Annotated in this window: 21 protein-coding genes; 4 read left to right on the top strand and 17 right to left on the bottom strand. The window is 59.3% G+C overall.

The window, feature by feature from the left end; genetic code table 11:
• Positions 1-147: 147 nt before the first annotated feature.
• Entirely contained in the window at positions 148-1167 is a 1020-nt protein-coding gene (gene queA / locus DAUD_RS03445) for a tRNA preQ1(34) S-adenosylmethionine ribosyltransferase-isomerase QueA (protein ID WP_012301803.1), read from the top strand.
• A gap of 572 nt (positions 1168-1739) precedes the next feature.
• Positions 1740-3647 carry a methyl-accepting chemotaxis protein gene (locus tag DAUD_RS03440; RefSeq protein WP_166485089.1) on the top strand — a complete coding sequence of 636 codons (1908 nt, stop codon included), beginning with the start codon at positions 1740-1742 and terminating at the stop codon, positions 3645-3647.
• A gap of 154 nt (positions 3648-3801) precedes the next feature.
• Here the strand turns inward: DAUD_RS03440 and DAUD_RS03435 are convergent, their stop codons facing one another.
• The 12 genes from DAUD_RS03435 to DAUD_RS03380 all read right to left on the bottom strand — a co-directional run bounded on the left by DAUD_RS03435 (position 3802) and on the right by DAUD_RS03380 (position 19154).
• Positions 3802-5517: an HD domain-containing phosphohydrolase gene (locus tag DAUD_RS03435; RefSeq protein WP_012301801.1), complete on the bottom strand. Its 1716-nt coding sequence runs from the start codon at positions 5515-5517 to the stop codon at positions 3802-3804.
• Positions 5518-5709: 192 nt separating this feature from the next.
• Positions 5710-6315: a SagB/ThcOx family dehydrogenase gene (locus tag DAUD_RS03430; protein WP_242647882.1), complete on the bottom strand. Its 606-nt coding sequence runs from the start codon at positions 6313-6315 to the stop codon at positions 5710-5712.
• Positions 6316-6535: 220 nt separating this feature from the next.
• Positions 6536-7504: an HD-GYP domain-containing protein gene (locus tag DAUD_RS03425; protein WP_242647881.1), complete on the bottom strand. Its 969-nt coding sequence runs from the start codon at positions 7502-7504 to the stop codon at positions 6536-6538.
• A gap of 28 nt (positions 7505-7532) precedes the next feature.
• A complete protein-coding gene (locus DAUD_RS03420) occupies positions 7533-9539 on the bottom strand; it encodes a GAF domain-containing sensor histidine kinase (RefSeq protein WP_242647900.1) in 2007 nt (668 codons plus the stop codon).
• Positions 9540-9607: 68 nt separating this feature from the next.
• A complete protein-coding gene (locus tag DAUD_RS03415; protein WP_012301797.1) occupies positions 9608-12175 on the bottom strand; it encodes an ATP-binding protein in 2568 nt (855 codons plus the stop codon).
• A 7-nt stretch (positions 12176-12182) separates the two neighbouring features.
• Entirely contained in the window at positions 12183-13409 is a 1227-nt protein-coding gene (locus tag DAUD_RS03410) for a beta-ketoacyl-[acyl-carrier-protein] synthase family protein (RefSeq protein WP_041570776.1), read from the bottom strand.
• Positions 13410-13440: 31 nt separating this feature from the next.
• Positions 13441-14178, bottom strand: a complete 738-nt coding sequence (locus DAUD_RS11465; protein WP_083756576.1) for a class I SAM-dependent methyltransferase — start codon at positions 14176-14178, stop codon at positions 13441-13443.
• A gap of 395 nt (positions 14179-14573) precedes the next feature.
• Positions 14574-15290, bottom strand: coding sequence for an ABC transporter ATP-binding protein (locus tag DAUD_RS03400; protein WP_041570775.1), 717 nt, complete (start codon positions 15288-15290; stop codon positions 14574-14576).
• Complete coding sequence (locus DAUD_RS03395) at positions 15290-16048, bottom strand: ABC transporter ATP-binding protein (RefSeq protein ID WP_012301793.1); 759 nt, start codon at positions 16046-16048, stop codon at positions 15290-15292. Before DAUD_RS03395 ends, DAUD_RS03400 begins: the two co-directional genes overlap by 1 nt.
• On the bottom strand, positions 16036-17043 hold the full coding sequence (locus tag DAUD_RS03390) for a branched-chain amino acid ABC transporter permease (RefSeq protein WP_012301792.1): 1008 nt from the start codon (positions 17041-17043) through the stop codon (positions 16036-16038). Before DAUD_RS03390 ends, DAUD_RS03395 begins: the two co-directional genes overlap by 13 nt.
• 19 nt (positions 17044-17062) lie before the next feature.
• The gene (locus DAUD_RS03385; RefSeq protein ID WP_012301791.1) at positions 17063-17947 is read right to left on the bottom strand and encodes a branched-chain amino acid ABC transporter permease; all 885 of its coding nucleotides are present in this window, start codon (positions 17945-17947) and stop codon (positions 17063-17065) included.
• A gap of 28 nt (positions 17948-17975) precedes the next feature.
• Positions 17976-19154 (bottom strand): ABC transporter substrate-binding protein, encoded by a 1179-nt coding sequence (locus tag DAUD_RS03380; protein WP_012301790.1) that lies wholly within the window; start codon positions 19152-19154, stop codon positions 17976-17978.
• 310 nt (positions 19155-19464) lie between these two features.
• On the opposite strand from DAUD_RS03380, the gene splB reads away from it, so the two are divergent.
• Positions 19465-20490, top strand: coding sequence for a spore photoproduct lyase (splB, locus tag DAUD_RS03375; RefSeq protein WP_012301789.1), 1026 nt, complete (start codon positions 19465-19467; stop codon positions 20488-20490).
• Between the two features lie 12 nt (positions 20491-20502).
• On the opposite strand, the gene DAUD_RS03370 is transcribed toward splB, so the two are convergent.
• On the bottom strand, positions 20503-20853 hold the full coding sequence (locus DAUD_RS03370; RefSeq protein ID WP_012301788.1) for a YraN family protein: 351 nt from the start codon (positions 20851-20853) through the stop codon (positions 20503-20505).
• Positions 20854-21029: 176 nt separating this feature from the next.
• Here DAUD_RS03370 and DAUD_RS03365 point away from each other — a divergent pair, with 176 nt between their 5' ends.
• A complete protein-coding gene (locus DAUD_RS03365; RefSeq protein WP_012301787.1) occupies positions 21030-22208 on the top strand; it encodes a CapA family protein in 1179 nt (392 codons plus the stop codon).
• Between the two features lie 46 nt (positions 22209-22254).
• Here the strand turns inward: DAUD_RS03365 and DAUD_RS03360 are convergent, their stop codons facing one another.
• Genes DAUD_RS03360 through rplS form a run of 4 tightly spaced genes read right to left on the bottom strand, consistent with a single transcriptional unit; the run spans position 22255 to position 24859 of the window.
• On the bottom strand, positions 22255-23058 hold the full coding sequence (locus DAUD_RS03360) for a ribonuclease HII (protein ID WP_012301786.1): 804 nt from the start codon (positions 23056-23058) through the stop codon (positions 22255-22257).
• On the bottom strand, positions 23048-23902 hold the full coding sequence (gene ylqF / locus DAUD_RS03355; RefSeq protein WP_012301785.1) for a ribosome biogenesis GTPase YlqF: 855 nt from the start codon (positions 23900-23902) through the stop codon (positions 23048-23050). The genes DAUD_RS03360 and ylqF overlap by 11 nt, the downstream gene beginning before the upstream one ends.
• A 21-nt stretch (positions 23903-23923) precedes the next feature.
• Complete coding sequence (lepB, locus tag DAUD_RS03350; RefSeq protein WP_166485086.1) at positions 23924-24451, bottom strand: signal peptidase I; 528 nt, start codon at positions 24449-24451, stop codon at positions 23924-23926.
• 60 nt (positions 24452-24511) lie between these two features.
• On the bottom strand, positions 24512-24859 hold the full coding sequence (gene rplS, locus DAUD_RS03345; RefSeq protein WP_012301783.1) for a 50S ribosomal protein L19: 348 nt from the start codon (positions 24857-24859) through the stop codon (positions 24512-24514).
• Between the last annotated feature and the right edge of the window lie 77 nt (positions 24860-24936).

Raw genomic sequence — 24936 nt, 5'->3', positions numbered from 1 at the left:
GGGGAGGTTACAATTTTCCTCCACGGCGGCACAGGCGCCAGCGGCCTGGTCGGTGAAAGAAGTCATCGTCCAAATGTTCCGATCTATCTTCCTTCCGGTGTAATGATGCAGGCCCAGCGGACCAAACGAATTGAAAGAGGTGGAGAGTTGTCAGAAAGCAATCTAAGAACAGAACTGTTTAATTACCACCTTCCTTGGGAATTGATTGCCCAGCAGCCAGCTACACCCAGGGATAGCTCACGTCTGCTCGTTATGGATCGCGGCAGCCGAGAGGTGAGTGAAACTGTTTTTAGCGCGGTGGTAAACTGGCTTGAGCCCGGAGATGTCCTGGTTATTAATGATACCAAAGTAATGAAGGCCAGGCTGTTTGGCAAAAAGCCCACCGGCGGCAAATTGGAGATTTTTCTTCTCCACCCTCTTGGTGACAGCCGGTGGGAAGCACTACTTAAGCCTTACCCCAAAGGAGGGGTTTTGCTCCTTGGCGATAGTGTGAGAGTTCAGGTCCTAGAAAAGACTGCGCGTAGCACCTTTGTCCTGCAATTCCCAACACCTGAAGCGGCCGTGGAGGCTATGGGAAAATGGGGCGAGACGCCCCTGCCTCCCTACATTAAAGAGCCTCTGGCTGACCAGGACCGCTACCAGACTGTCCTGGCCAAAGTACATGGCTCATCCGCAGCCCCGACGGCGGCACTCCACTTCACCCCGGAACTCTTGCAGAGGGTTCGGGATAAAGGAGTGCAGGTTGTTAACTTTACACTGCATATGGGAGTGGGCAGCTTTCGGCCCATTAAAACGGAATACGTGGCCGACCATAATTTACCACTAGAGTTTTACCATTTACCGGAGGAAACGGTGGTAGCAGTCCAGCAGGCTAAACGGCAAGGAAGTAGGGTGGTGGCCTGCGGTACAGATGCTGTACGAGCACTGGAAAGTGCTGCCCTGAAAGAATTCAGACCAGGTTCTGGGTGGACAGACCTGTTTATTACGCCTGGTTACCGGTTCCAGGTGGTGGACCGAATTATCACCAACCTGCACCTTCCGTGCTCGTCGCATCTAGTTCTTGTTTCGGCTTTTGCCTCCCGGGAGTTTGCTCTGCAGGCCTATGCTTATGCTGTCAGGGAAAAATTCCGTTTCCTTAGTTTTGGCGACGCAACCTTAATTATCTAAAAAACGGTCTGGATTTACCCCTAACCGGATACCATACGCTTGCCGGCGGGCTGCAGCCGACCGCAATCGCCCGCGTACTGCGGGCATTGCACCGGAATGCTCGGATAACCGGAGGGGTACCCGGGGGCACCCGCTTTAGCGGGTCAGCGGGTCGGCAGGCGATGGAACCGGCCAAAACAGTGATCGATCTGGTCGAAGCCAAGCTGCGGGAACGGCTCCCTTCAATGTGGAGATTTCTTTTCTCTTCACCTCTCACCTATCACAATGTTTCTTGTTCCTTGATTTAAGTCATTGTACCCGGTCGCCGATAATAAGTTCGGGAGACTTTCTTTGCACGGGTGAGGCTGGCGGATTCCTGGAAACGGGGGGTGTAAGACGGGGCCGACCCGCTAAAGCGGGTACCCCCGCGACTGCCGCGCCGCGGCCGACCTGAGGACTTGTTGGCAGCGCCTGTGGCGGGCGGTGGAAGAAAGCCCGAAAAACTCGGCAACATCGGGCTTTTTCGCCAATGGGAAACTCCGGATGTCCAATGTTTCAGAGTCAAAAACTACGAGATAAGGCAGGTGTCCGCTGTGAGAAAACTGAGGATGCGGCTTCGGGTGAAGCTTACCCTGATGATGGTGTTCCTCCTGGCGCTGGCGGTGGCCTCGGCCGGGTTGCTGTCCTACCGCCAGGCCAGTACCGGGATCTACGGACTGATGCACCAAGATCTTGTGAAAAGCGCCCAGGTGTACGGCGAAATGGTTGACCTTTACCTGGACCAGCGCCGCGCGGACGTGGAGGTGATGGCCAAGCACCCCGTCCTGCGGGACCCCGGGGCACCGGCGGCGGAAAAGGCGGCGGTGCTGCGCACGTACCTCCAGGCGTACGACTGCTACCACACCATTTCCGTCACCGACACCGCGGGCATCCAGATCGCCGACACCAGCGGCATCACCGGCGACGACAAGAGCGACCTGGGTTGGTTCCAGGAAGCCCGTGACGGAAAGGTGCACATCTCGAGCATACGCATGTCCCGGGACCTGGGCCTGCCCATTGTCAACTTCGCCGCCCCCATCTACGACGACACCGGCGCGTTCACCGGCGCCATCACGGCCCGGCTGAACCTCGACAAGACGATCTGGAAAATCATCGACGGGTACGCCGAAAGGTCGAAGGCCGTCGGCCGGCCCTCGGCCTACGCTTATCTGATCGACTCCCAGGGAATCATCATCGCCCACCCGGACAAGGAGATGATTCTCCGGGACGACCTCCGGCAGTTGGGCGTCCCCGAATTGGCGGAGGCCGGCGAACGAATGATCCGGGGAGAGACCGGCGTGGTCGCCTACACCTTCCGCGGGGTTCCGAAGCACGTGGGTTTCGCCCCGCTGGACGGATACGGCAACTACCGGGGCCAGGGCTGGTCCATCGCCGCCGGGGTCGACGAACGCGAATTGCTGGCACCGCTCGTGGCCATCCGCAACGGCGCCTTCGCCGTGGGCGGGGCGGTGCTCCTGGTCGGCCTGGTTGCCGCGGGATGGTTCGCGGTGCGGCTCACCGCCCCGTTGCGCCGGATGATCGAGGAGGCCAACAAGGTGGGCGAGGGGGACCTGACCCGCCGCTTGGAGACCAAGAGCACCGACGAGATCGGCGAACTCGCCGCGGCCTTCAATCAGATGGTCGACGCCCTCCGGGGGCTGGTCGCCCGCGTGGGCGAAAGCAGCGCGAACCTCGCGGCGCAGAGCCAGGAGATCTCGGCCTCCAGCGAGGAGGTCGCCTCGGTGATGGACCAGGTGGCCGGCAGCACCACCCAGGTGGCCGCCACCGCCGAACAGGCCTCGAGCGGAGCGCAGGCCCTGGTCCAGTCAGCCGAAAAGATGAAGCACGCGGCGCTCGGCGGAAACAAGCACGTTTTTCAGTCGGTGAAAACCATCGAATCCACCCAGGAGGCCACAAAACGGATCACCGCAAGCACCAAGGAACTAGAGCAGAGGACGGGCAAGGTTTCCCAGATCACCAGGGTGATCACCGATATAGCCGATCAGACCAACCTGCTGGCCTTAAACGCCGCCATCGAGGCCGCCCGGGCCGGGGAGCAGGGCCGCGGCTTCGCGGTCGTGGCCGAGGAGGTGCGCAAGCTGGCCGAGCAATCGGCGGGAGCGGCCAAGGAGATCTCGCAGATCGTCAGCGAGATCGGGCGGGGCATGCAGGCGGTGAGCAGCAGCACGGACGCGACTGCCGCCGCCGTCGCCAAGGGGGTGGAAACCGCCCGGCAGGCCGGCGACGCCTTCAAGGAGATCGTCAAGACCGTCAGGGAAAACATCGAAATGATCGAGCAGATCGCCCAAGGCAGCAAGCAGACCAGCAACGCCACCCAGAACCTGGCCGCCTCGGTGGAAGAGGTCTCTTCCACCATGGAAGAGCTCACCAGTTCGTCTCAGGAACTAGCGCGCCTGGCCGACGAACTGGCCGTCCTGGTGCGCCGGTTCCGCTTGGACTGAAAAACCTGGCGTTGGCTGTGGGACCGGTTCGGACCGGAGAGCGGGGGCCACGTGCCTCCTGCGCGGTTCCGGGGACGAAGGGTGCGCTGTCGCGCGCGGGGGCGGCGAGGGAAAGGCGCGGCTCATAAGCCGCGCCGCAGGCTTGAGGGGACCCTCAGGCCACGGTTCTGAGCAACGCGTCCCTCCCGCCGTTGATCACCGCAGAAAAACGTCGTTTTCTAGAGAACAATGAACGCACAAAATCTCGGTGAGAAGGGTAATCAGGGTACCCCCCCCCCCCCCCCCCCCGTCCAGTTTCTTCCAGCTCTGCGGCGGGTATCCGCAAGAACGCTTCCACCACGCGGGGGTCGAACTGTCGCCCTGCTCCCCGCCGCAGCTCCTCGATCGCCTCTTCGGCCGTGAGTCCGCGCCGGTAAGGCCTGGTGGACGTCATGGCGTCGTAGGCGTCGGCCACGCGGATGATCCGCGCCAGGAGGGGTATCTCCTCCCCCGCAAGGCCGTCCGGATACCCGCCGCCGCCGTAGTCCTCGTGGTGGTGCCGTACGACCGCGACCACCGCCGCCGGAAACCTGGCCGGCTCTACGATCCTGGCCCCCACCACGGGGTGGCCCCGGACCTCCTCCCATTCCACCGCGCTCAAGCGTCCGGGCTTCAGAAGAATGCTCTCGGGCACACCGATTTTGCCGATGTCGTGCAGGAGCCCGGCCAGGTAGATCTGGTCCAGCGCCTCGCCCGACAAACCCAGCTCCCGGGCGCAGGCCCGGCTCAACTGCGCCACCCGGACGGAATGGCCCTGCGTGTACACGTCCTTGACTTCCATCGCCACGGCCAGCGCCTTAACCGCGGTGAGGTAGTGCTCGCGCAGCAACGCGTACATCCGTGCGTTTTCTATCGCCAGCGCCACTTTGGTCCCGATAGCCGCCAGGTAGCCGATGCTCGCCTCGTCCCACTTCCGCGGCGCCGGTCCGTACACCGCCAGCGTGCCCAGCGTCGCCCCGCGCGAGCGCACCGGGACCACGAGGGCCGTCCGCATGGCGGCGGCGTACCTGGGAAACAGCATCCGATCCCCGCAGGCCTGGACGTCCTCGACGATAAGCGGTCGTCCCGACCTGAACACCTGCCCGGCTATCGTCCCCTCCACCGGGAGGTGCATTATCTTGTCCATCAGGTCTTCATCGATGCCCCACGCCGCCCGCGCCGCCAGGCAGCCGGTTTTTTCGTCGTAAAGGCGCAGCAGGCAGAGGGGAGCGTCCAGGACCTCGCTCGCCCCCTCCACCGCCCGCCTCAACACCGCCCGCTCGCTGTGCTGGGAGGCGATCTCGTTCCCCACCCTGAGCACGTGGGTGAACATCCTGGTGAATTGCAGGAAACGGCCGGCAAACCTGGTGAGGGTCTGGAACAGGGCCGCCGCTTCGGCCAAGCGCTCTTCCGGCCACACCGGAACTTCCCCGGCCGCCCTTGACAGCTCCCCCGCCTCGCAGCCCAGCTCTTCGGCCAGCCTGGCGACCGCCTCGGCCCCGAGCGGGGCCGGCGCCACTCCCCCTCCGATCAGCACGGCCGCGGTCTCACCGTGCACCTCCAGCGGAACGGCAACGTTCACCAACCCGGCATGACAGGCCCGCTTTTCCACCTTCCCCGAGGCCGCCGCGGCCCTCACCAGCTCCACCCGGAAGGCTTCGCAGGCTATTTTTCCATCGTAAGTGCCGTTTACCAGAACGCAGAAAGGGGGCACGTTGCTCTTCACGGTGACCGGCCGGCCCCCGGCGTCGGCCACGATCAGCGCGAGCCCGGTGAGGCCGGCGATGTGATCCTGCAGTTGCCAAAACCCGACACGTTCCAGGTTTTCCGAAAAATCCGCGCTTGCCCGCAAGCCTGCACTACCTCCCTGGCCGTGCGGCAGGATACCCCGGCAAAACCGGTTACCGCCATTGCAATAATTCGACGGGAAGCGCCTGATTCCCTCCCAACCGGTAATAATCGGTAGTTTGAACCAAAAGGAATTTTGCCAGGATTATCCCTGCTTTGGGTGGAACAAGCGCGTGAGGTCGGTTCAGGTTGGACGCTACGGCAAGGGGCCGACGGCGGAGAGGTAAATCACCGTCTCGTCCGTCCCGTCGAGCGCGAGGAACTCGTTCAACTCGTCGTCAAAAAAGGCGCCGATCTGGCAGGTGCCCAAATCCAGGCCGGCCGCGGCCAGCGCCAGGTTCTGGGCAATGTGCCCGGCATCCAGGTAGATGTAACGGTAGGACCGCTGATGGTACCTCCAGGTGATCCTTGGCAACACAGCGGACCAGATGAAGATGACGGCGCACCGCTCGAGCTTGGTCTGCCCCAGCGCGGCCTCGGCCACCAGCGGGCCGAACCGGCCCCGTTTGAGTTGCGCCAAACGGTGCGTGCCCACCTCGTAGTGGTATGCTCCCGGGCTCACCTCTTCCACGGCGTTCACCACCAGGTATGTTTCCACCGGGTAGAGCGCCCCGGCCGAGGGTGCACTCCGCAAAGCATAGCCGCCTTTGTGGGCGGTGATCCCCTGGGTGGCCCAGAGCAACTGGGAGAGTTCAATCAGGGTCAGCGGCCGTTGAGCGTACCGGCGCACGCTGCGGCGGCGCCGGACCACCTCCCACAGAGGCCGCCCGCCTTCCGTCGACGGTTCCGGCAGCGGCAACACGGGCACGTCCTCATATCGTTTATAGGGCTGAGGGGGGTACACCCCACTGAGCATACCCGCCGGGACGTTGTGTCGGCTGTACTTGGTCCCAACTTGAAACAAATCACCCGGCCCTTTGCTCACGTCACTTCACCCCTTGTGTGTATTTGTAGTCTTCTGTCCGCCATACCCTTCAATATCCCGCTCACAGGCTGCAACAGCTTATCCAAATTACTTCAGGTTATGTGATGCGCCTGGATGGAAGGTCTATCTTCAACGCAATCTTCACCAACTGGGGGTCGAACTGGGTGCCCGAGCAGCGGCGGAGTTCTTCTCGCACTTCGGCGACCGTTCTCGCCCGGGCGTAGGGGCGATCGGAGAGCATGGCGTCGACCGCGTCGGCAACCGCCAGGATCCTGGCCCCCAGAGGGATTTCTGCGCCTTTGAGCCCGTCGGGATAACCCGTCCCGTCAAACCGTTCGTGATGGTGCAGGACAATCTGTACCACTTCGCTCAGGAACCGCACCGGGGAGATAATTTCCGCGCCGATGACCGGATGCTGTCTGATGATGTCAAACTCCTCGGAGATCAGGTGCTCCGGTTTCCTGAGAATCTGCTCCGGTACTCCGATTTTGCCGATATCGTGCAGTACCGCGGCCTGCCGGAGTACGTCGATTTCCCCGGCCGACAGGCCCAGTTCCGCCCCCAGAAGCATGGCGAACATGACCACTCTTTCCTGGTGGGATTTGGTGTATGAATCCTTGGCGTCGATGGCCGCCACCAGGGAGCGCACCGTTTCCAGGTAGTGCCGCTGGATGTTGACGAAGGCCTTTTCAATTTCCCGTCTCAGGGTCTTGTTGGCCAACTGCAGCTCATCGAGCCGGCTTCTTATCTTGCGGGATTCGGCGCGCCGCGACAGTCCCTTTTCAACCACTTCCATAACCGCTTTCCGGTCGAAAGGCTTGATGAGATAGTCCAAAGCGCCGAGCCTCAAGGCGCTGGCGGCCGTGTCAACGGAGGCGTAGGCGGTAATCATCACCACCTCCGTCTCCGGAACCTTTTTCTTTACCTCCGCAAGCAGATCAATACCGTTGACATCGGGCATCCTGATGTCCAGGATCACCAGATCAAACTCGTTCTTCGAAAGGTAATCCAGCGCCTGATGACCGTTCTGCGCCGTGGATATTTCGTAGTGATCCTGCAAAATCAACCTCAATGCTTCCCTTGGACCCAGTTCATCATCCACTACCAGTATCCGGGATGGCTTTGCCAAGACCCTCACCGCCTTCACAGAAAAAAATGGGCAGATATACTGTGAACTTAAGGCCTTTACCCTTGACCAAAGACGCCTTGATCCGGCCTCCGTGATCCTCGATGATTTTGCGGCTGACCGGAAGTTCGAGAGAAATGTGGCTGTTCTGCATGGCGTGGAGCGGGTCAAACATAGTCTCCACATCTTGACTCCCGACCGTGGTCACCGAATCCCAGAAGGAAATGGAAAGCCCCCCGCAACTGAAAAGGGACTTGTCTTGCGCCGTCTGAATATGCAGGCTCCCCCCCCGTTCCGTGGAGTTAAATGATTTCAGAAGATATGAAAACGCCCTCGCCAACAGGGTTCGGTCCGCCCGCACGTACAACAACTCCCCGCAATAAGAGGCCTCTACATTAATGTTGGCACCCTTGCCCTGTTCCCTCAACAGTAAAATTCCCAACCGCAGGATTTCGTGGATCTCACCAACCACGAACTTGTAGGACAAAGGTGCCGAAAAGGCGATGAGCTGCTCTACCAGCTCATTCAGCCTCTTTACCTCCTGCCGGACCGTCTGGGTGAAGAAGTCTCTAAAGGCACTATCGTCGTATTTTTCGGGCAACAGCTCAGAAAAGGTTTGAATGGCCACCATCGGGTTTTTTATCTCGTGCGCCAGCTGGCCGACGAACTTGTTGAGCACGTCAAGCTGGTCCGCCTGGCGCCGCTCCGCTTCAAGCTGTTTTCGCTCGGAGATGTCGTCGAAGATCATAACGCTGCCCAAGACATCCGGTCCGTTCACCAGTTGATAAGTGCTGACCTCCAGCGGAATGCGCCCGCGCGCCAGTTGAACCTCTTCTCTGTCGCAGGCCCGGGCCGTCGTCAGGGTGTCATAGAGCAGATCGCCCAGCGGACTCGGCAGGCAGCGCAAATCCTGACCCAGGACCTGTTCCGAATCCAATCCCAGTATGGTCCGGGCACGGCTGTTAAAGGTGATCACCCGTTCGTCGCGGTTTATGGCTACAACCCCGCTGTTCATGCGCTGGAGAATGCTCTCAATATAAGACTTCTGGTACTGCAGCCGCCGGTGCAGCTCGATATCCTGTAAAGCCATCGCCACATTTCCGCAAAGAATGTAGAAGGTCTCCAGTTCTTCATCGTGGTATTCAGAACCGGTTATCTTGGGCCCCAGGTTCAAGGCACCGATCAGCCGTCCGTGGGCCGTCAGCGGTACACTCACCACGGCCTGCAAAAGCCGCATCTCCTGTAGGGCTTCGGAAGTAGACTGCAAATTGCCGCCGGTGGTTTCTTCAACGCGGAGGAGGCGTCCCTCAACGGCCAGCCAGGCAATCAGCCCCCGGGAAGAATCGAACCGCAGTCTGGAGCAGAATTCGGGGGCCAGACCCCTCTGTTTGCGGACTCGGTACTCTCCGCCGCTCTCGTCCAGCAGCAGGACGGACATTTTGCCCACGGGAGCCAGTCCCGTAACGGCGTCCAGAAAAAGCTCCAGCAGACGGTCCTGGTTCAGGTTGTTGTTCAGCACCTTGGATAGTTCACACAGTACGCGTTCCCTCTGCCTGTTTGGGACTGCGGACCTGACCTGAGCGGGGTATTCCGCACGGTCGGCCGGTTTTTTTAGGTTTCGCACCACGAAAGCGAGTTCTGTTCTTTCCCAGGCCCGGGCCAGAGCGCGGTCCAGCCGGACCGACGTGAAAGGAGGGTGAAGAAGATCATAGAAGCACTGCAACAGGGTCCGGTCGGGATTGGGGCTGTCGGTGACACCGATGTAGGTGAGATCCGGCCTCAGCCGCTCTGCTTCCTCAATCCAGGGCAAAGCGCTGGGGACGGCGGCATCCACCAGAACCACCCCCGTGACGATGTTGCGTAGCAGGTGCAGCCCCTCGGCCCCCATGTCGGTCTCCATCAGGGAATACCGCTCCGGGATAAGGCTCCTGATCGCCCCGAGGCTACCATTGTTTTTGGAAACGAGGAGAACCACCTTCAAACTGATTCCCTCTCTCCCGACCGAGTGGACCGTTGTATCTTCATTCTTAGGCAAAAGCCCGCTTAGCTAGCAACCGGAAGGCAAATTTCAAAGGTCGCGCCTTCTCCTTGCCTGCTTCTGATCTGGATGGTCCCCCCATGATCGACTACAATCTTGTGACTGATGCTCAACCCGATGCCCACACCCTCGGGCTTGGTGGTGAAAAACGGGTCGAAGACCCTGTCCTTTTCCTTGGCAGAAATGCCCACCCCTGTATCTTCGACAACAATCTTCACCTTTCCTCCCGTCGGAGCGGAGCCTTTGTCTGATTGATTCCCACCGGATTCGGCAAGGATGGATACTCTTAGCTCCCCTCCGGCGGACATGGCCTGAATACCGTTCAGACAAACGTTGAAAAACGCCTGCTTTAGTTGGTTTTTGTCCGCCCATAGGGGACGAACCTTTGGGTCATATTGTCTGTGCACCCGAATATTTTGGCTGTCGAGCTGGGGAGACAACAGAAGCAGCACTTCGTCCATAAGGGCACCGGCGTTGACCTCTTCGCAGTGAAGCCGGGAAGGGCGGGCAAAACCAAGGAGTTCCGTCACTAGGTTGTTGATACGTTCGATTTCTTGGCTGACGATCCGAGAGAAATTAATGCGGAACTCCGGGTTTTCATATTTCTCCGGCAAAAGTTCTGCAAACGTCTTGATCGAAACAAGGGGGTTTTTAATCTCGTGAGCCATGCCGGCCGCAACTTGACCCAAGGAGGCGAGCCGCTGAATCTGGCTTTTTTCGCGCTCCAATTCCTTGATCTGTGTTACGTCGCTCATCACCAGAATCGCACCCCGCCGTCCACTTTCCGGCGTCTCCAGTACCGCCGTGTTGCAGGATACGTAGCGGATCACCTCATTGGCGTGGATCTCCAATTCCACTTCACCCTTCGCTTCGGCCGTCTCCATCGTCTGCAGCATCAGCCCGCTGATCGCCGGGTCCAGGACTTCTCTCGCCTTCTTTCCCAGCACCTTTCCGGCGGCCAGACCGGTCAGCCTTTCAGCGGCGCTGTTGAAGGTAGTGATTATCCCCGACGGGTCAACCGCAATCAGGCCGTTGCCCATGTTCTCCAACACATTTTCCAGGTACCGCTTCATCACCAGCACTTCCTGGTAGAGCTGCGCGTTTTTCAGAGAAACAGTAACTTGGGACACCAAAGTGGAAAGCAGTTTTACGTCTTCCCGCGAATAGGGTTCACCCGAGAGCTTTGACCCAAGAAAAAACACACCCTCCAACCGCCCGTCCACAACCACTGGGACCGCGGCCTCGGCCCGCAGAGCGGCCATCTGCTTAGCAAGCAACCGCCCTTTCTCCTGTGGGACAAAACCCCTCAGGTCGGTAAACAGAAGCACATCACTGCGCTCTTCCAGGTGGGACATAAGCGCCCGGCCCGGTGTGCGGACCTCACCGTTGTCTTCAGGGGCGCGGCCCTCTTCGACCTCGTGTTCCACTTCTGCCCGCGTACGAGCCTCGCTATCGTCTTCAGGGACGTGAGCCGGCAGGTGCCTTTCGGCCACCGGACTGAAGCAACCGTCGGGACCCCTGAGGAAGAAGATTACGCCGGTGACGCCGATGGTGTCTATCCACTTGTCAATCAGGAACTTAAGAAGCCTGTCCCGGTCAAGAATGGTAACGGTCGTTTTGCCGGCGGTGAGTAAGGTGTTGAAGTAGTCGTAGGCTCCACGATAGTAATAGCGGTGGACTAAGGATTCCAATCCGTTTCTCAACGGTCTGAACAGAAGGACCACCATACCTACAACAAGTACCAAATAATAGTAGTAAAACAAAGCCTCCATCCGGACACCGAAAAAGGTCTGCAGCACATAAACCGGCAAGGCCGTCACGACGCACAGGATGACGATGGCAAAACCATAGGTAAGAACCGTGCCGAAAGCCAGGCGAATGTCCATCAGGCGGTAGCGCAGGATCGCGTAAGTGATCGTAGATATGGCGATCATAATGGATAGGGGTCCTAGGTTCCGTACGTCTACGCTTGCCTTCCCCATTAGAGGGAGGAAAATGTTTGCCAAACTGCCAGCGACAAAAGAGGCCAGAATGCCTCCGATGAAGTAGCGCAATTGCAGCCGAGCCAGCCCGCGCACTCTTCGTAGTAAGCGGATCACCTTGTGTAGCGCGAAAATGATACCACCGGCAAAAAACAAGGGATAGACAACAAAAAGAGCGCCGTACACAACGTTCTTTTCTTCCAGGGGGGGTGCTACATCGCTGATGATCGCATTTGTCATACTCAATACACCGAGAACCAAGCCTAAGGCAAAAACCCCAGCAACTTTAGCCTTTGGATAATGTCTATCAGATTCAAAAGTGTATATCAGTGCAACAACGAAACAAGGGAAAAGTGAGGCCAAGGCGTGGGACAGCCTTATCCAGAATAATAAGGCGTGATATTCATTCACTACGGTGACAACCAGAACGGCAATAACCCATAGCGAAGCACCAATCGTCGTGCTAAAAAAAACACGATGCAGCAATGCTCGTGGTTCTCTCCTGAAGACAATAATGCCTAACACAACAAAGGACACCGCAGTGAGGCCGAGGGCTATCGTCGTCAAGTTCAATATGTTAGGAGATTCCATAAGAATACTACCTCAATGTGGTCTGGGGCTTGGCCAGAATCAAGGAGGCGATACAACCCCCGATGCCGGACGAGTTAATTACCGCTGTAGCCACCCTGGCCACCCGACCGAAATTGGGTACAAAGTCTAGATCACAGCCTGCATCAGAATACTGATAGTTGATAGTCGGGGGTATGAAACTGTGTTCCATAGCCTGGGCCACGGCAATAACCTGCAAGGGACCAGATGCGGCCAAAGGATTACCGATCATTGACTTGATGGAGCTAACCGAAAGATTATAGGCGTGGGATCCGAACACACGTTTGATTGCAGCCACTTCTAATCTGTCCGACAGCTTTATTCCCGGAGCGTGGGCAGAGACATAGTCAACCATACCCGGCTCGATACCCGCCTTTGCCAGTGCCTGCTCCATCGCCGAAGCAAAGGCATCCCTGGTGGACATGGGCAATGTGGCATTGGCCATACCCCAACCCGTTACCCGGGCGTAGATGTGTGCCCCCCGCCGACGGGCATGCTCAATACTTTCCAATACCACAATTCCGGCACCTTCAGAAAGCACGCCCCCTTCACGCCTTGCGTCGAATGGCCTGCATTCCACCGTTGGATCGTCGCCGAATCTAGGAGGGTGGAGTCCGGCAGCTGTGAAGCTACTGACTACGAATGGGGTGATGCATGAGTCACCACCTCCTGCCAGTAATACATCCGCTTCACCCCGCAAAATCATTTCGGCTCCGGAAGAAATGCTAAGAAGCCCGGAAGAACAAGTGCCCGCATAGGTGATCACTTTTCCGCTACAATGCAACTCACGAGCAATATGGCTGGCCGGCGCGTGCGGGTTGGCTGAGGCGAGTGCGAATGGACTGAGTACACCATACTCCTTGAAGGAGTAAAACTCTTTTTCAGTCATCTCCATGTCAATCAAGCTCACACCAACCACAATTGCCGAGTTGCACGACGCAAACTCTTTTTGACTAAGTCCCGCGTCCTCCAGAGCAAGGCGCGCAGCAGCCATGATCATTACCGTGGGCCAGGCCGTCTCATTCGACGAATCGCCGTTGAGGACAGTATCCAGCCATTCCCGTGGAACTCGACCGGCGATTTGAGCGGCTGTACCGTTATCGCCAAAAACACGCCTAATACCTGACCTTCCCATTTTAAGAGCTTCCCAGAAATGACTCTTTCCGAAACCATTGGGGGCTATGGGCCCCAAGCCGGTAATAACCGCTTCGGTCACGCTGAAACACCTCCCGCTGGCACTGATCCAATCAGAGGATGGGTTTTGTCCCTTTTTCGCCCACCGCAAGCCAGGCTTGGTCACCATACACCCTTTCCAAGGGACTAGTCCGAAAGCCTGATTCAAGCAACATCCTGTACAATTGGTCTTCTTTGAAAAAATGGAAGGAACGGTCTTTCTGAATGGAACGGTTTGCGGCTACGAAGACAACAAGTGATGGCGCAAGCCTGATTATTTGACCAAGCAGAATCACGGGCCAGGCTTTTGGGTTCCTCTCTTTCAACTGCTGTACATGTTCGCCGAAGATAGAACCCATCTTGGGCCTGTAAATTGGTGTCACAAGGACCAGTCGGCCACCTTCCCTGAGCACCCTCCTTAGTTCCTGCAACAGAAACAACGGCTCATCCACCGCGTAAAGTACATTGACACAGGCGATTGCATCGAATTCCCCATCGGAAAACGGCAGTGGGTAGTTGAGGTTGACCTTACGCCAAGTAATTCTCCTAGAGTCTTTTGACTTCGCCCTGGCCCGGTTCAGCATAGCCGTAGAGAAGTCAATCCCCACCGCTTCCAGATCTGAACGCCAACGAAGCAGATAGTGCAATAGATGGCCTGTCCCACAACCGGCATCGAGAATGCGGGATCCTGGAGAAGGACTGAGACTTGCCGCAACTCTTTCGGTAAGTATCTGGTAGGGTAGGAAGCTGGCCATAACAATATCGTAAACCTGTGAGTATACACGCCAAAGCAGTTCACGATTCGTGTTCATGTGACATTCACCAGTGCAGAACAAAACACTGTCGGCATGGAGTCACTCTCTACGCCTAATACATTGTTCATCCTACATAGAACTACGCGTTGTTTCTTTCTTCGCGGTTGAAGTAATTCCTTCAAGTTACGAGAAGTCTTGGATAATTCCAGCTGACAATCCTGCAATGACAATCCGCGACTCTTAACGGCAATAATAACCATAACCGCTGCACCATCATTCGGTTCAGCATCAACACACGCAGCTCAACTATTGGAAATACGTGTAACTCCCGGGGTTGGGAACAAGACAAAGGCAAACCATATCGCCAGGACGTGGAACTGTGCCCGGAAGCATGCATCAACTACTTTGTGCGACGGTGTAAACCGGCGCCGTGGACTGATCAAGTTGCGGGTTCACGGGCGCCGGCCCAGATATGCGGACTGGATGCGAGCGTCTTCGCGGAGTTTTTCGGCGGTGTCGGACAGGGCGATCCGGCCTCGTTCCAGAACCCAGGCCCGGTCGGCGATTCTGAGAGCGGCGCGGGCGTTCTGCTCCACCAGGATGATGGTCTGGCCCTTGGCGCGCAGTTCAGACAAAGTCGTCATTATCTCACGTACCACCAGCGGGGCGAGGCCCACGGACGGTTCGTCCAACAAAAGAAGGCGTGGGGCCGCCATCAGCCCCCGGCCGATGGCCAGCATCTGCTGCAAACCGCCGCTCAAGGTCTGGGCGGGCTTGTGTTGTTTTTCGCGCAACGCCGGAAATAAGCGATACACATCCTCCAGAAGTTGCGGTAGTTCCTTTTTTGCCGCGCGGTACCGGTGGTAGGCCCCCAAGATCAGGTTGTCCCGGACACTTAAGCCCCCGAAGAGCTGGCGATGTTCGGGCACCAAGCTGATGCCGGCGTGCACCACGGCTTCCGGCGACCGGCCGGTAAGGGTCTGGTTCTGAAAGATGATTTCCCCTGCGGAAGGTGGGTAGAGTCCGGCCAGTGTCCCGACCAGGGTGCTCTTACCAGCGCCGTTCGCCCCCAACACGGCCACGATTTCACCGGCGGACACCGAAAAAGTCAAGCCGTTCAATACCCGGATATGGCCCCGGGATACGGTGAGGTCCTTCACCGCCAGCATCAAGTTTCATCCTCTCCCAGATAGGCCCGGATGACCTCGGGGTTGGACCTGATTTCCGCCGGTGTGCCCGCCGCGATCACCGAGCCGAAATTTAGAACCACAATCCGGTCGGCCACGTCCATCACCGTAGTCATGTCGTGCTCCACCAGCACAAAGGTCAGGTTCTGCTCCCGCAGTCCGCGCAGGAAATCGACCAGGGCCTGTGATTCGCCGGCGTTTAAGCCCGCGGCGGGCTCGTCCAGGAGCACCAGCTTCGGCCCGGCGGCTAGGGCGCGGGCGATCTCCAGGAGCCGCTGCAGACCGAAGGGGAGGCTTTCCGCGGGTTCATCGGCGTAGTCGGCCAGGTTGACGGCGCGCAGCAAGTCCAGGGCCTCGCCGTATCGCTTCCGGTCTCCGGCGGTCGTTCCGGGACGGCGGAGAATGGCCCGGACGAAACCGGTCTTTCCTTTCGTGTAAGCCCCAACCATTACGTTTTCGGCCACAGTCATGGCCCGGAACAACTCCAGGTTCTGAAAAGTCCGGGAAATCCCAAGCCTGGCAATCTGGTGAGGCTTCAGTCCGATAAGTGGGTGACCCTGAAAACTGATTTCGCCTTCGTCCGGGGTGAGCAAGCCCGTAATCAGGTTGAAAATCGTGGTTTTTCCGGCGCCGTTGGGGCCGATGACGGCCAGGATCTCCCCGGGATTGACCGAAAAACTCGCCCGGTTGACGGCCACCAGACCCCCGAAAGTTTTGGTCAGGTTCTTTACGTCGAGCACGTTTCGGCCGCCTCCTTACCCGCCTCCGGCTCCAACCGTCTGCGGCGTTTGTGGCTCAAGATCCCCTCGGGACGGAAAAGAAGGACCAGGACCAGTATGATTCCGAAGAATATGATCTCAAACTCTCCGCCGGCCTTGGGGAGCACTACCGGCACCGCCCAGCGCAGGAATTCAATCAGGCCGACAATGACAAACGCGCCGACCACCGGTCCCCAAACGGTGGCCGCGCCCCCCACGACGGCCATCAGCACAAACTGGATGGAGGCGTGGAAGCCGAACGGCGATGGGCTGACGAATGTGATGTAAAAGGCATAAAGGCCGCCGGCCAGGCCGGCGAGGAAGGCGCTCAGGATGAAGACCTTCAGCTTCAAACGCGCGGTGTCGATCCCCGCCGCCTCGGCGGCCACTTCGCTGCCGTGAATCGCCCGCAAAGCCCGCCCGATTCTGCTGTTTACCAGGTTCCAGGCGCCCACCAGGGTAAGGAAAGCGAAAAACCAGACCAGGTAGAAGAACTGGACATCGGTGTTCAGCACCAGTCCCCCGATGCTGAGGTACGGAATTCCAGTATAGCCGGAGGGTCCGCCCGTTAAGCCCACGAATTCTTTCAGCAGGATATAAACCAGGATACCGAAGCCAAGTGTCCCCAGCACCAGGTAATGCTCCCTGAGCCTCAAGATCGGCCGGCCGATTACCGCCGCCACCACCGCCGGGAGGAACGGCGCCGCGGCAAGCGCCAACAACGGCGGCCAGCCGTAGGTTCCGGAAAGAATGGCGGCCGTGTAGGCGCCCAGGCCGTAGAAGGCCGCCTGGCCGAAAGACACCTGGCCGGCGTAGCCCAAGAGCAAGCCCAAGCCCACCGCCACAATGGAGTAAAGCCCCGCAATCACAAAAATCCCCAGAAAATAGCTACTCTTGACCACCAGCGGGAAGAGAGCGAATAAAGTGACGACCAGAAGTACTAAAATGATGTTTTTGTTCTTTGCCCAGTAGTTCATTTTCTCACCCGGAAAAACATTATCCTTCGCGCCGGAAAGCCCCAAGGATGCCCGTGGGGCGCACCAGCATGACCGCGATCATCACGATCATGGCCACTGCGTCTTTGAGTCCCGAACCGACCAATCCCACCCCGAAAGCCTCCAGAATGCCCAGCAGAAACCCGCCGATGATGGCCCCAGGGACGTTGGTTACTCCGCCGAGGATGGCGGCCACAAAACCCTTCAAGCCCAGCATAAAGCCCATGTCGTAGGTGGCAAAGGTGATGGGCGTAATGAAGATGCCCGCAAGCGCCCCCAAGGCTCCGGTGGCGGCGAAGGCGGCGAGGGACAGCCGTTGCGGGTTGATGCCCACCAGGCGGGCGGCCGTCCGGTTCATCACGCAGGCCCGGACGGCCTTGCCGAGGTAGGTGAACTCAAAGAACGCAAATAAAGCCGCCACGCAGACGACGGCCAGCCCCAAGACCCAGAAGCTCTGGGGAATCACGACGGCCCCCCCGACCGTGAAAGGAGCATGCTGGGAAAAGGCGGGCAAAGTGTACGGGTGCGTCCCCCAGATGAGCAGGGACGCACCCCGGATGGCGATACCCACGCCGATGGTGATGATCACCAGTGTCAGGATGGTGGCGTCGGCTTTCCGCGCCGGATGAATGGCCGCGCGCTCCATTAGAGCGCCCAGGGCCGCCGCGAACAGCACCGCCAGCGCAAAAGCGGCGACAAGCGGCAACCCGGCGGCATACAACGCGATGGAAACCAGGGCGCCCAGGGTTACGAACTCGCCCAGCGCCAGATTGAAAATCCCGGTGATGTTGAAGGTCACCACCAGACCGATGGCGATCAAAGCGTATATGCTGCCCAGAGTCAGGCCGGAAATCAGGTACTGGAGCATTTGACTCTCAAGGCTCACGTCGGCAGATCCTCTCCAGCATCAGTAATTACGGATTCAACAGCGACCATTTCCCGTCTGTTACTTCGACCAGTACCATTGAGTCTTCTCCCAGGCCGTTATGATCTTGCGCCGACATGTTGAAGACCCCGCTGATACCCACGAACCCGGTGATGTTTTCAAGCGCGTCACGAATGGCGGCCCGGTCGGCGCCGGCCGTCTCAATGGCCTTGACGGCAAGTTGGAAGGCGTCCCAACCGTGCCCGCCGAAGGTGCTCGGCCGCTCCCCGTATTTCGCCTGGTAAGCCTGCAGGTACTCAAGCAGCAACGCTTTCTGGGGATCCGTGTCGGGAAGCTGTTCCGCAACCAGGAGCTTGCCCATCGGGGCGATGATCCCATCCGCGGCTCCCCCGGCCAGGTCAAGAAAGGTCTGATTGCCCACCCCATGCGTGTGAATCAGAGGGATAGCCATCTTCAGATCCCGAAAGTTCTTGGTTACTATTGAAGCCGAAGGAGGGATGGCCCACACGACCAGCGCCTGAGCGGATGAACCCTTGACCTTGGTCAACTGCATGGTCATGTCCTTGTCGTCTACTTCGAACCTTTCGTCCACCACTACCTTCAGGCCGTGGGCGGCCGCCGCGGTCATGAAGCTCCCCCGGCCGCTGTCACCGAAGGCATTGTTCATGGACATGAACGCGACGTCGGTGATCCCTTTGCTTTTCAGGTAAGCGGCGATCTTGTTCGCCACCAAAATGTCGCTCTGGGCCGTCTTGAACACCCAGTGGCGGTCCGCCACCGGCTCCACGATCTTCGCGGACGCCGCGAGGGAAATCATCGGCACCCTGCTCTTCTGGACGGTATCCACCATGGCCAGGGACGTGCCGCTGGTGCTGCCGCCCAGAATAACCAGTACCTTGTCCTGGTCGATCAGGCGCTTGGCCGCTAGCACTGCCTCGGTCTCGTTGGTTTTGTTGTCCAGGATGATCAGTTGCACAGGATGGCCGTTGATCCCGCCCCGGGCGTTAAGGTCGGCGGCCAGCATTTCCAGGGTGTTTTTCTGCGGCACCCCGAGCGAAGCGGCCGGGCCGCTGACCTCAATGACGGCCCCAATCTTATACGGCTCCACTTTCTCGGGAGCCCCGCTCTGGCCCCCACAACCGGCGATGAAAAAGGCAAGGGCCACGGCAACAATCCAAACCGGGAAAATTCGACTCCAGCTCCTCATTTTCTCAGCTCTCCTTAACTAAATAGTTAGACAATTTATATCTTTCAAGCGCCAAAAACATGTCCCGCATTCCGGGATAATCGGTTCCGCTGAAGTCTGCCGCGCTATCACCCACTTTACTCGCCAATTCTAAAGAAGACAAGGACCTCCAATCGCCACCTTCTTTGAAAGAATCTAATACGCCTCAGTCAAAAAAACAAGTATATTGACGACTGTTTCTAAATTTATTTTGGAACTTGTACCGGATGGGCCCAAAAGGGTACTAGAAATGGTTCACTCCGGAGAACATGAATCTCCGGGAGGTGATCGAATGTCGGCTTTCGCCCCCGCCAGGGTCATCTTTGAGAGAGAAGCACTCGAATATCCCCTGGGCCGGTCGCTGTACGAGCGGTTCTCCGCGGAAGGTTTCAAGGTGGAGTTCACCGGTTCGCACAACCGGGTCGGGACTATACCGGGCAAAACCCCGCGGGAGGCTTATGCGGAAGCCAAGAAAACCCTGGTGTTCGGCGTCCGGCGCACCCTTGATTTTCAAACCTGCAAGCCTTCCGCCCATTACCAGCTCCCGCTGACCACCTCCTGCCCCGGCAAGTGTGAGTACTGCTACCTGATGACCAGCCTGCCGGCGAGGCCGTATGTCCGGGCCTACGTGAACATCGAGGAGATTCTGAGCCGGACCCGTCAGTACATCGATCAACGCAAGCCCCAGATTACCCTGTTTGAGGGTTCAGCCACTTCCGACCCGGTACCGGTGGAAAGATATACCCGCGCCCTGGCCGATACGATAAGGTTTTTCGGCGGCCAGGAGTACGGCCGTTTCCGGTTCGTCACCAAGTTCACCGACCTCGATACCCTGCTGGATGTGGAACACAACGGCCGCACCACCATCCGCTTCAGCGTCAACATTCCGGAGATCATCCGGGCCCACGAGCACGGCACCCCGTCCCTCGCCAAGCGCCTGGAGGCCGCCGGCAAGGTGGCCCGGGCCGGATACCCGGTGGGTTTCATGGTCGCCCCCATCATCCTGGACGGCGACCCCCGGGGAATCGCGGTGTACCAGGAGTTGCTGGAAGAGATCCGTTCCCGAATCAACGGGCTGGACAACCTGTCTTTTGAGTTCATCACGCACCGGTTCACCGCACGGGCCGAGAAACGAATCCGGGAGATTTTCCCCCGGACCAGGCTACCCATGTTGGGGGAGAACCGTCGTTTCAAGTTCGGTCAATTCGGTTACGGGAAGTATGTGTACACGCCGGAGTTGATGGAGGCCGCCAAAAAGGCCCTGATTTCAAAAACCAAGGCGCTGTTCCCGGAATCCAAAATCGAGTATTTCGTGTGAGAGGCCGGAAACCTAAAAGGCTTGGGGAATGTGCTCAATCCGCTGCAGGTTGCCCTGCCGGTCAAACCTTACGGATACAACGTCGAAGCGGATGGTGGTCTCACCCCGTCCCTGAAGGTAAACCTGCGCAATCCGGCGCAGCCGCTGTTGCTTGCGGTGGCCGACACTCTCCTCGGGGAGGCCGAACTCCGCCGAAGTCCGTGACCGCACCTCCACGAAAACCAGGGTAGCCCCGTCACGGGCCACCAGGTCGATTTCCCCTAGGCGGCAGCGGAAATTGCGCTCCTCGATGCGCAGCCCCTGCTTCCTCAGGTGTGCTACAGCCAGAGCTTCGGCCTTCCGGCCGAGCAACTGCCGATCCAAATCTTGTCCTCCTCCCGTAAGACCCGGTGCCGGACAAGATCCCTCACTCCAGCTTAACCCGGAAAAGACCATTGTGCAAAGGGCCGACAAGCTCGAAATAGGCAGGAACCGCCCCGCTCATGTGGAAAAATGATGTAATCTGACCGTGATCAGCCAGTAGACGGGAAGCCGGGGTGATGATCCGCTTGCGCCGCGTTACCATCTGGTGGCTCTTGGTTTTCTTCTGCCTCTGCCCGCCGGGCGGCTGTACGGGCTTGGATTCCACCGGTCCTACCGTTGACGGGCCCCCGGTTCCGCCTGCGCCTCAGGAGGTCCGGATCACCATCACCGCGGTGGGAGATTTCCTGATGCACTTGCCGGTGATTTATTCGGTGCACAACCCGGAAACAGGCCGTTTCGAATTCGGCGAAGTATTCGGCCCGGTCAGGCACCTGTTCGCAGACGCCGACTACTCCATCGCCAACCTCGAAACCCGCCTGGCCGGGGCGCATAGGGGTTATTCGGGCTACCCGCGGTTCAACTGTCCCGCCGACCTCGCGCCGGAAATGCGGGACGTGGGGCTGGATATGTTCTTGACGGCTAACAACCACAGCCTGGATCAGGATGTGGAAGGAGTGCTGGCCACCATCCGGCACCTGGAGGCCGCCGGCCTGGACCATATCGGCACCTACGCCAGCCGGGAGGACCGGGAACGGCCCTTCATCAAAGAACTCCGGGGAATTCGGGTGGGGATCATGAACTACACCGAATCCACCAACGGCCTACCGATCCCTCCCGACAAGCCGTACCTGGTGAACATAATCGACCGTGGGGCCTTGCAGGAGGAAATCACCCGGCTTAAGGAAGCCGAGGCGGATATCATCATCGCCTGTCTCCATTTCGGCGTCGAGTACAGCCGCTATCCCACCAAAGACCAGAGAGGTCTCGTGGAGTTTTTATTCAATTCGGGGGTCGACATCGTGCTGGGCAGTCACCCGCACGTGGTGCAGCCCACCCATACCAGGACGGTACTTAAGGAGGGGGTGCCCAGAAAGAAATTCGCGGCCTACTCCCTGGGGAACTTCATCTCCAATCAGCGCTGGCGTTACAGTGACAGCGGCCTGCTGGTCCGGCTGACCATCAAAAAGGACCTCGTCGGCGGCATAACTGTTTTGGAGGAGGTGGAACTGGTTCCCGTGTGGGTCCACACCTATCTGTTGCACGGCAAGGTGCGCTACCGGGTGCTTCCGGTCCACCAGGCCATTCCGGCCTTCGCGAATGAGGAGGACCTCCTGCTCACTTCCGCTGACTACGAACGGCTGCTACAGGTGGCCGAGGAAATGGGACCGGACTTTCTGGTTGAACCGGCCTGGTGACCAAAAGCCGCGCACCGTGAATCGAACCTGTGCCTCGGCGTTGGCGTCAGGGTGTGGGGTTCAGGCTGATTTGTGTTTTGTGCAGGAAGGAAACCCGGTGCAGCGGGCAGGGGCCGTAGCGCTCAAGCGCCTGGTAGTGTTCGGGGGTCGGATAGCCCTTGTGCCGGTCGAAACCGTACTCCGGGTACAGGCGGTGCAACCGCTCCATCAACTCGTCCCGGTAGACCTTGGCCAGAATCGATGCCGCTGCCACGGAGGCGCTGACCCGATCCCCCTTTACCAGGGCGGTCTGGGGGCCGGGAAACAGAGGCACGGTGAAGGAACCGTCAACCAGAACCCACCCCGGAATGAAACCCAGGCCGTCCAGCGCCCGCCGCATGGCCAACAGGCTGGCGCGGAGAATGTTCAACCGGGCGATTTCACCGACGTCGGCGACGCCGATCCCCCAGGCATGGCACCGGGCCCGGATTTCATCCGCCAGCCGGCTCCGTGCCGGGCCGGTCAACTGTTTGGAGTCCTTCAGCTCCGGGATCGCCGCCCCGCGGCTTAAGACTACGGCGGCAGCCACCACCGGGCCGGCCAAGGGTCCCCTCCCGGCCTCGTCCGTTCCGGCTACCGGCCCGCACCCGGCGGCCTCCAGAGCCCGCTCGTAGCCGTATAGAGAATGCAAGCGCTCGGCTTCCGCCCGCTCCTGGGCAATGCGCCGCAGCACTTGGCGCTGCAACTCGCGGGCACCGGCACGTGCGTCCCGGCCGAGCATCTCCAGAAGCTCGGCATCGGGAACAGCCGTCGAGAACAGGCGCTCCCGAATCTGCCGCAGGCTCAAGCCTCGTCCGCCCCTACTCGTCATCACCCCGTCCCTCCCCCGGAACATCCAGAGTAAAACGGCCGAGAGCGCCTTCCCGATAGTCCTTGAGCACCATGGCGGCCGTCCTGTCGTGGTCGACTTTCCCGCCCGGCAACAACAACCCCCGCTTACGACCGACCACTTCCAGCACGTCGGCGGTGTCCCCCGGAACCGCCGGCAGACCGTAACGCTGCCGGAGGGCCCGCGGACAGTTGTGCATCAACCAGGATACCAGCCAGCCGGCTACCTCCTCACGGCTGAAGACTTCTTCCCTGATCGCACCGGTGGCCGCCAACTTAAACCCCACCGCCGGACTGCCCAATTTCGGCCAGAGCGTGCCCGGCGTATCCAGAAGCTCCAGCCAGCGGTTCACGCGAATCCACTGCTTGCCCCGGGTAGTGCCTGGAGCTTTACCCGTCTGGGCGACCCGCTGCCCGGTCAGCCGGTTTATGAATGAGGATTTGCCCACATTCGGTATCCCGACCGTCACCGCCCGGTAGGCCCGAGGCCGGTTTCCAGCCGGGTTTTTCAGAAGGTCCCGGACCGTGCGCATCACGGTCCTGATCCCCGACTCACCGCCGCGGACAGCGTTGAACTTCAGCGCCGGGATACCCTGTGTGCCGAATACCTCGATCCATTCCCCCGTACGGGTCGGATCGGCCAGATCGGGTTTGGTCAGGATGAGAATCCGCGGTTTGTGAGCAGTCAACTCGTTTAACACCGGGTTTCGGCTGCTTTGCGGAATGCGCGCATCGGCCAACTCAAACACCAGGTCACACAGCCGCAATTGTTCGCGGATCAGACGTTTGGTCTTGGCCATGTGGCCCGGATACCAGTGTACGGACATACCTTGCTTGCCACCTATCAGTCAGTGCACCGCTCCCAGACGGACGACTGGCCAGTAAATGGCCACCGCCTTGCCGATCACCAGATCTTCGTCGAGGTATCCCCAGACCCGGCTGTCGTCGCTGTTGGCGCGGTTGTCGCCCAGCATGAAGAGACTCCCCTCCGGCACCCTCAAGGGACCGAAATCGTGGCAGGACACACCCGGCGGCAGGTATTCTTCCACCACCGGCACGCCGTCGATGTACAACCGGCTGTCCCTGATCGCCACCGTCTCCCCGCCCAAGGCCACCACCCGCTTGACAAAGACCCGCTTTGGATCACGGGGGTACTTGAACACGATCACGTCTCCCCGCTCCGGTTCACGGAAGTAGTAGGCGAACTTGGACACGATGATCCGGTCCCCCGTCAGCAGTGTGGGCTCCATCGATCCGGAGGGAATATAAAACGGTTGAAAGATGAAAAACCGTATCACCAGCGCCAGGATCACCGCAATCAGGAGTGATTCGGCAAAATCTCCAAATAAGCCGCGACGCCGACCCGTTCCCAACACTCAACCCCTCCGTGGCAAAAGTAAAGAGGGAACTGCCTCGCAGCCCCCCTCTATACTATACTATTTGGTCTTTCTCTCCCGGATGCGGGCCGCCTTCCCACGGAGTTTTCTCAAGTAGTACAGCCGGGCCCGCCGGACGCGGCCCAGCCGGACCACCTCGATCCGGTCCACCCGCGGAGAATGGAGTGGGAAAGTGCGCTCGACGCCCACGCCGTACGATACCCGGCGCACCGTGAATGTCTCGCTTACACCGCCGCCGCGTCTTCTGATCACGACTCCTTCAAAAACCTGGATGCGCTGCCGTTCGCCTTCGACAACCTTTACGTGAACCCGGACGGTGTCGCCCGGGCGGAATTCCGGGATATCCGGCTTCAACTGCTCCTCGGCAAAAGTCTGGATGTGGTTCATCAACACCTGCCTCCTCGCGTCGTAATGGCCTTAAGCCACCCGTAATTCTACCATATGGTTCCCACATATTGCAAGAG

The sequence above is a fragment of the Candidatus Desulforudis audaxviator MP104C genome (genome assembly GCF_000018425.1).
Taxonomy (GTDB): Bacteria; Bacillota; Desulfotomaculia; order Desulfotomaculales; family Desulforudaceae; genus Desulforudis; species Desulforudis audaxviator.
The sequence above is the reverse complement of the archived record's forward strand: the minus strand, read 5'-3'. Positions and strand labels throughout refer to the sequence as shown.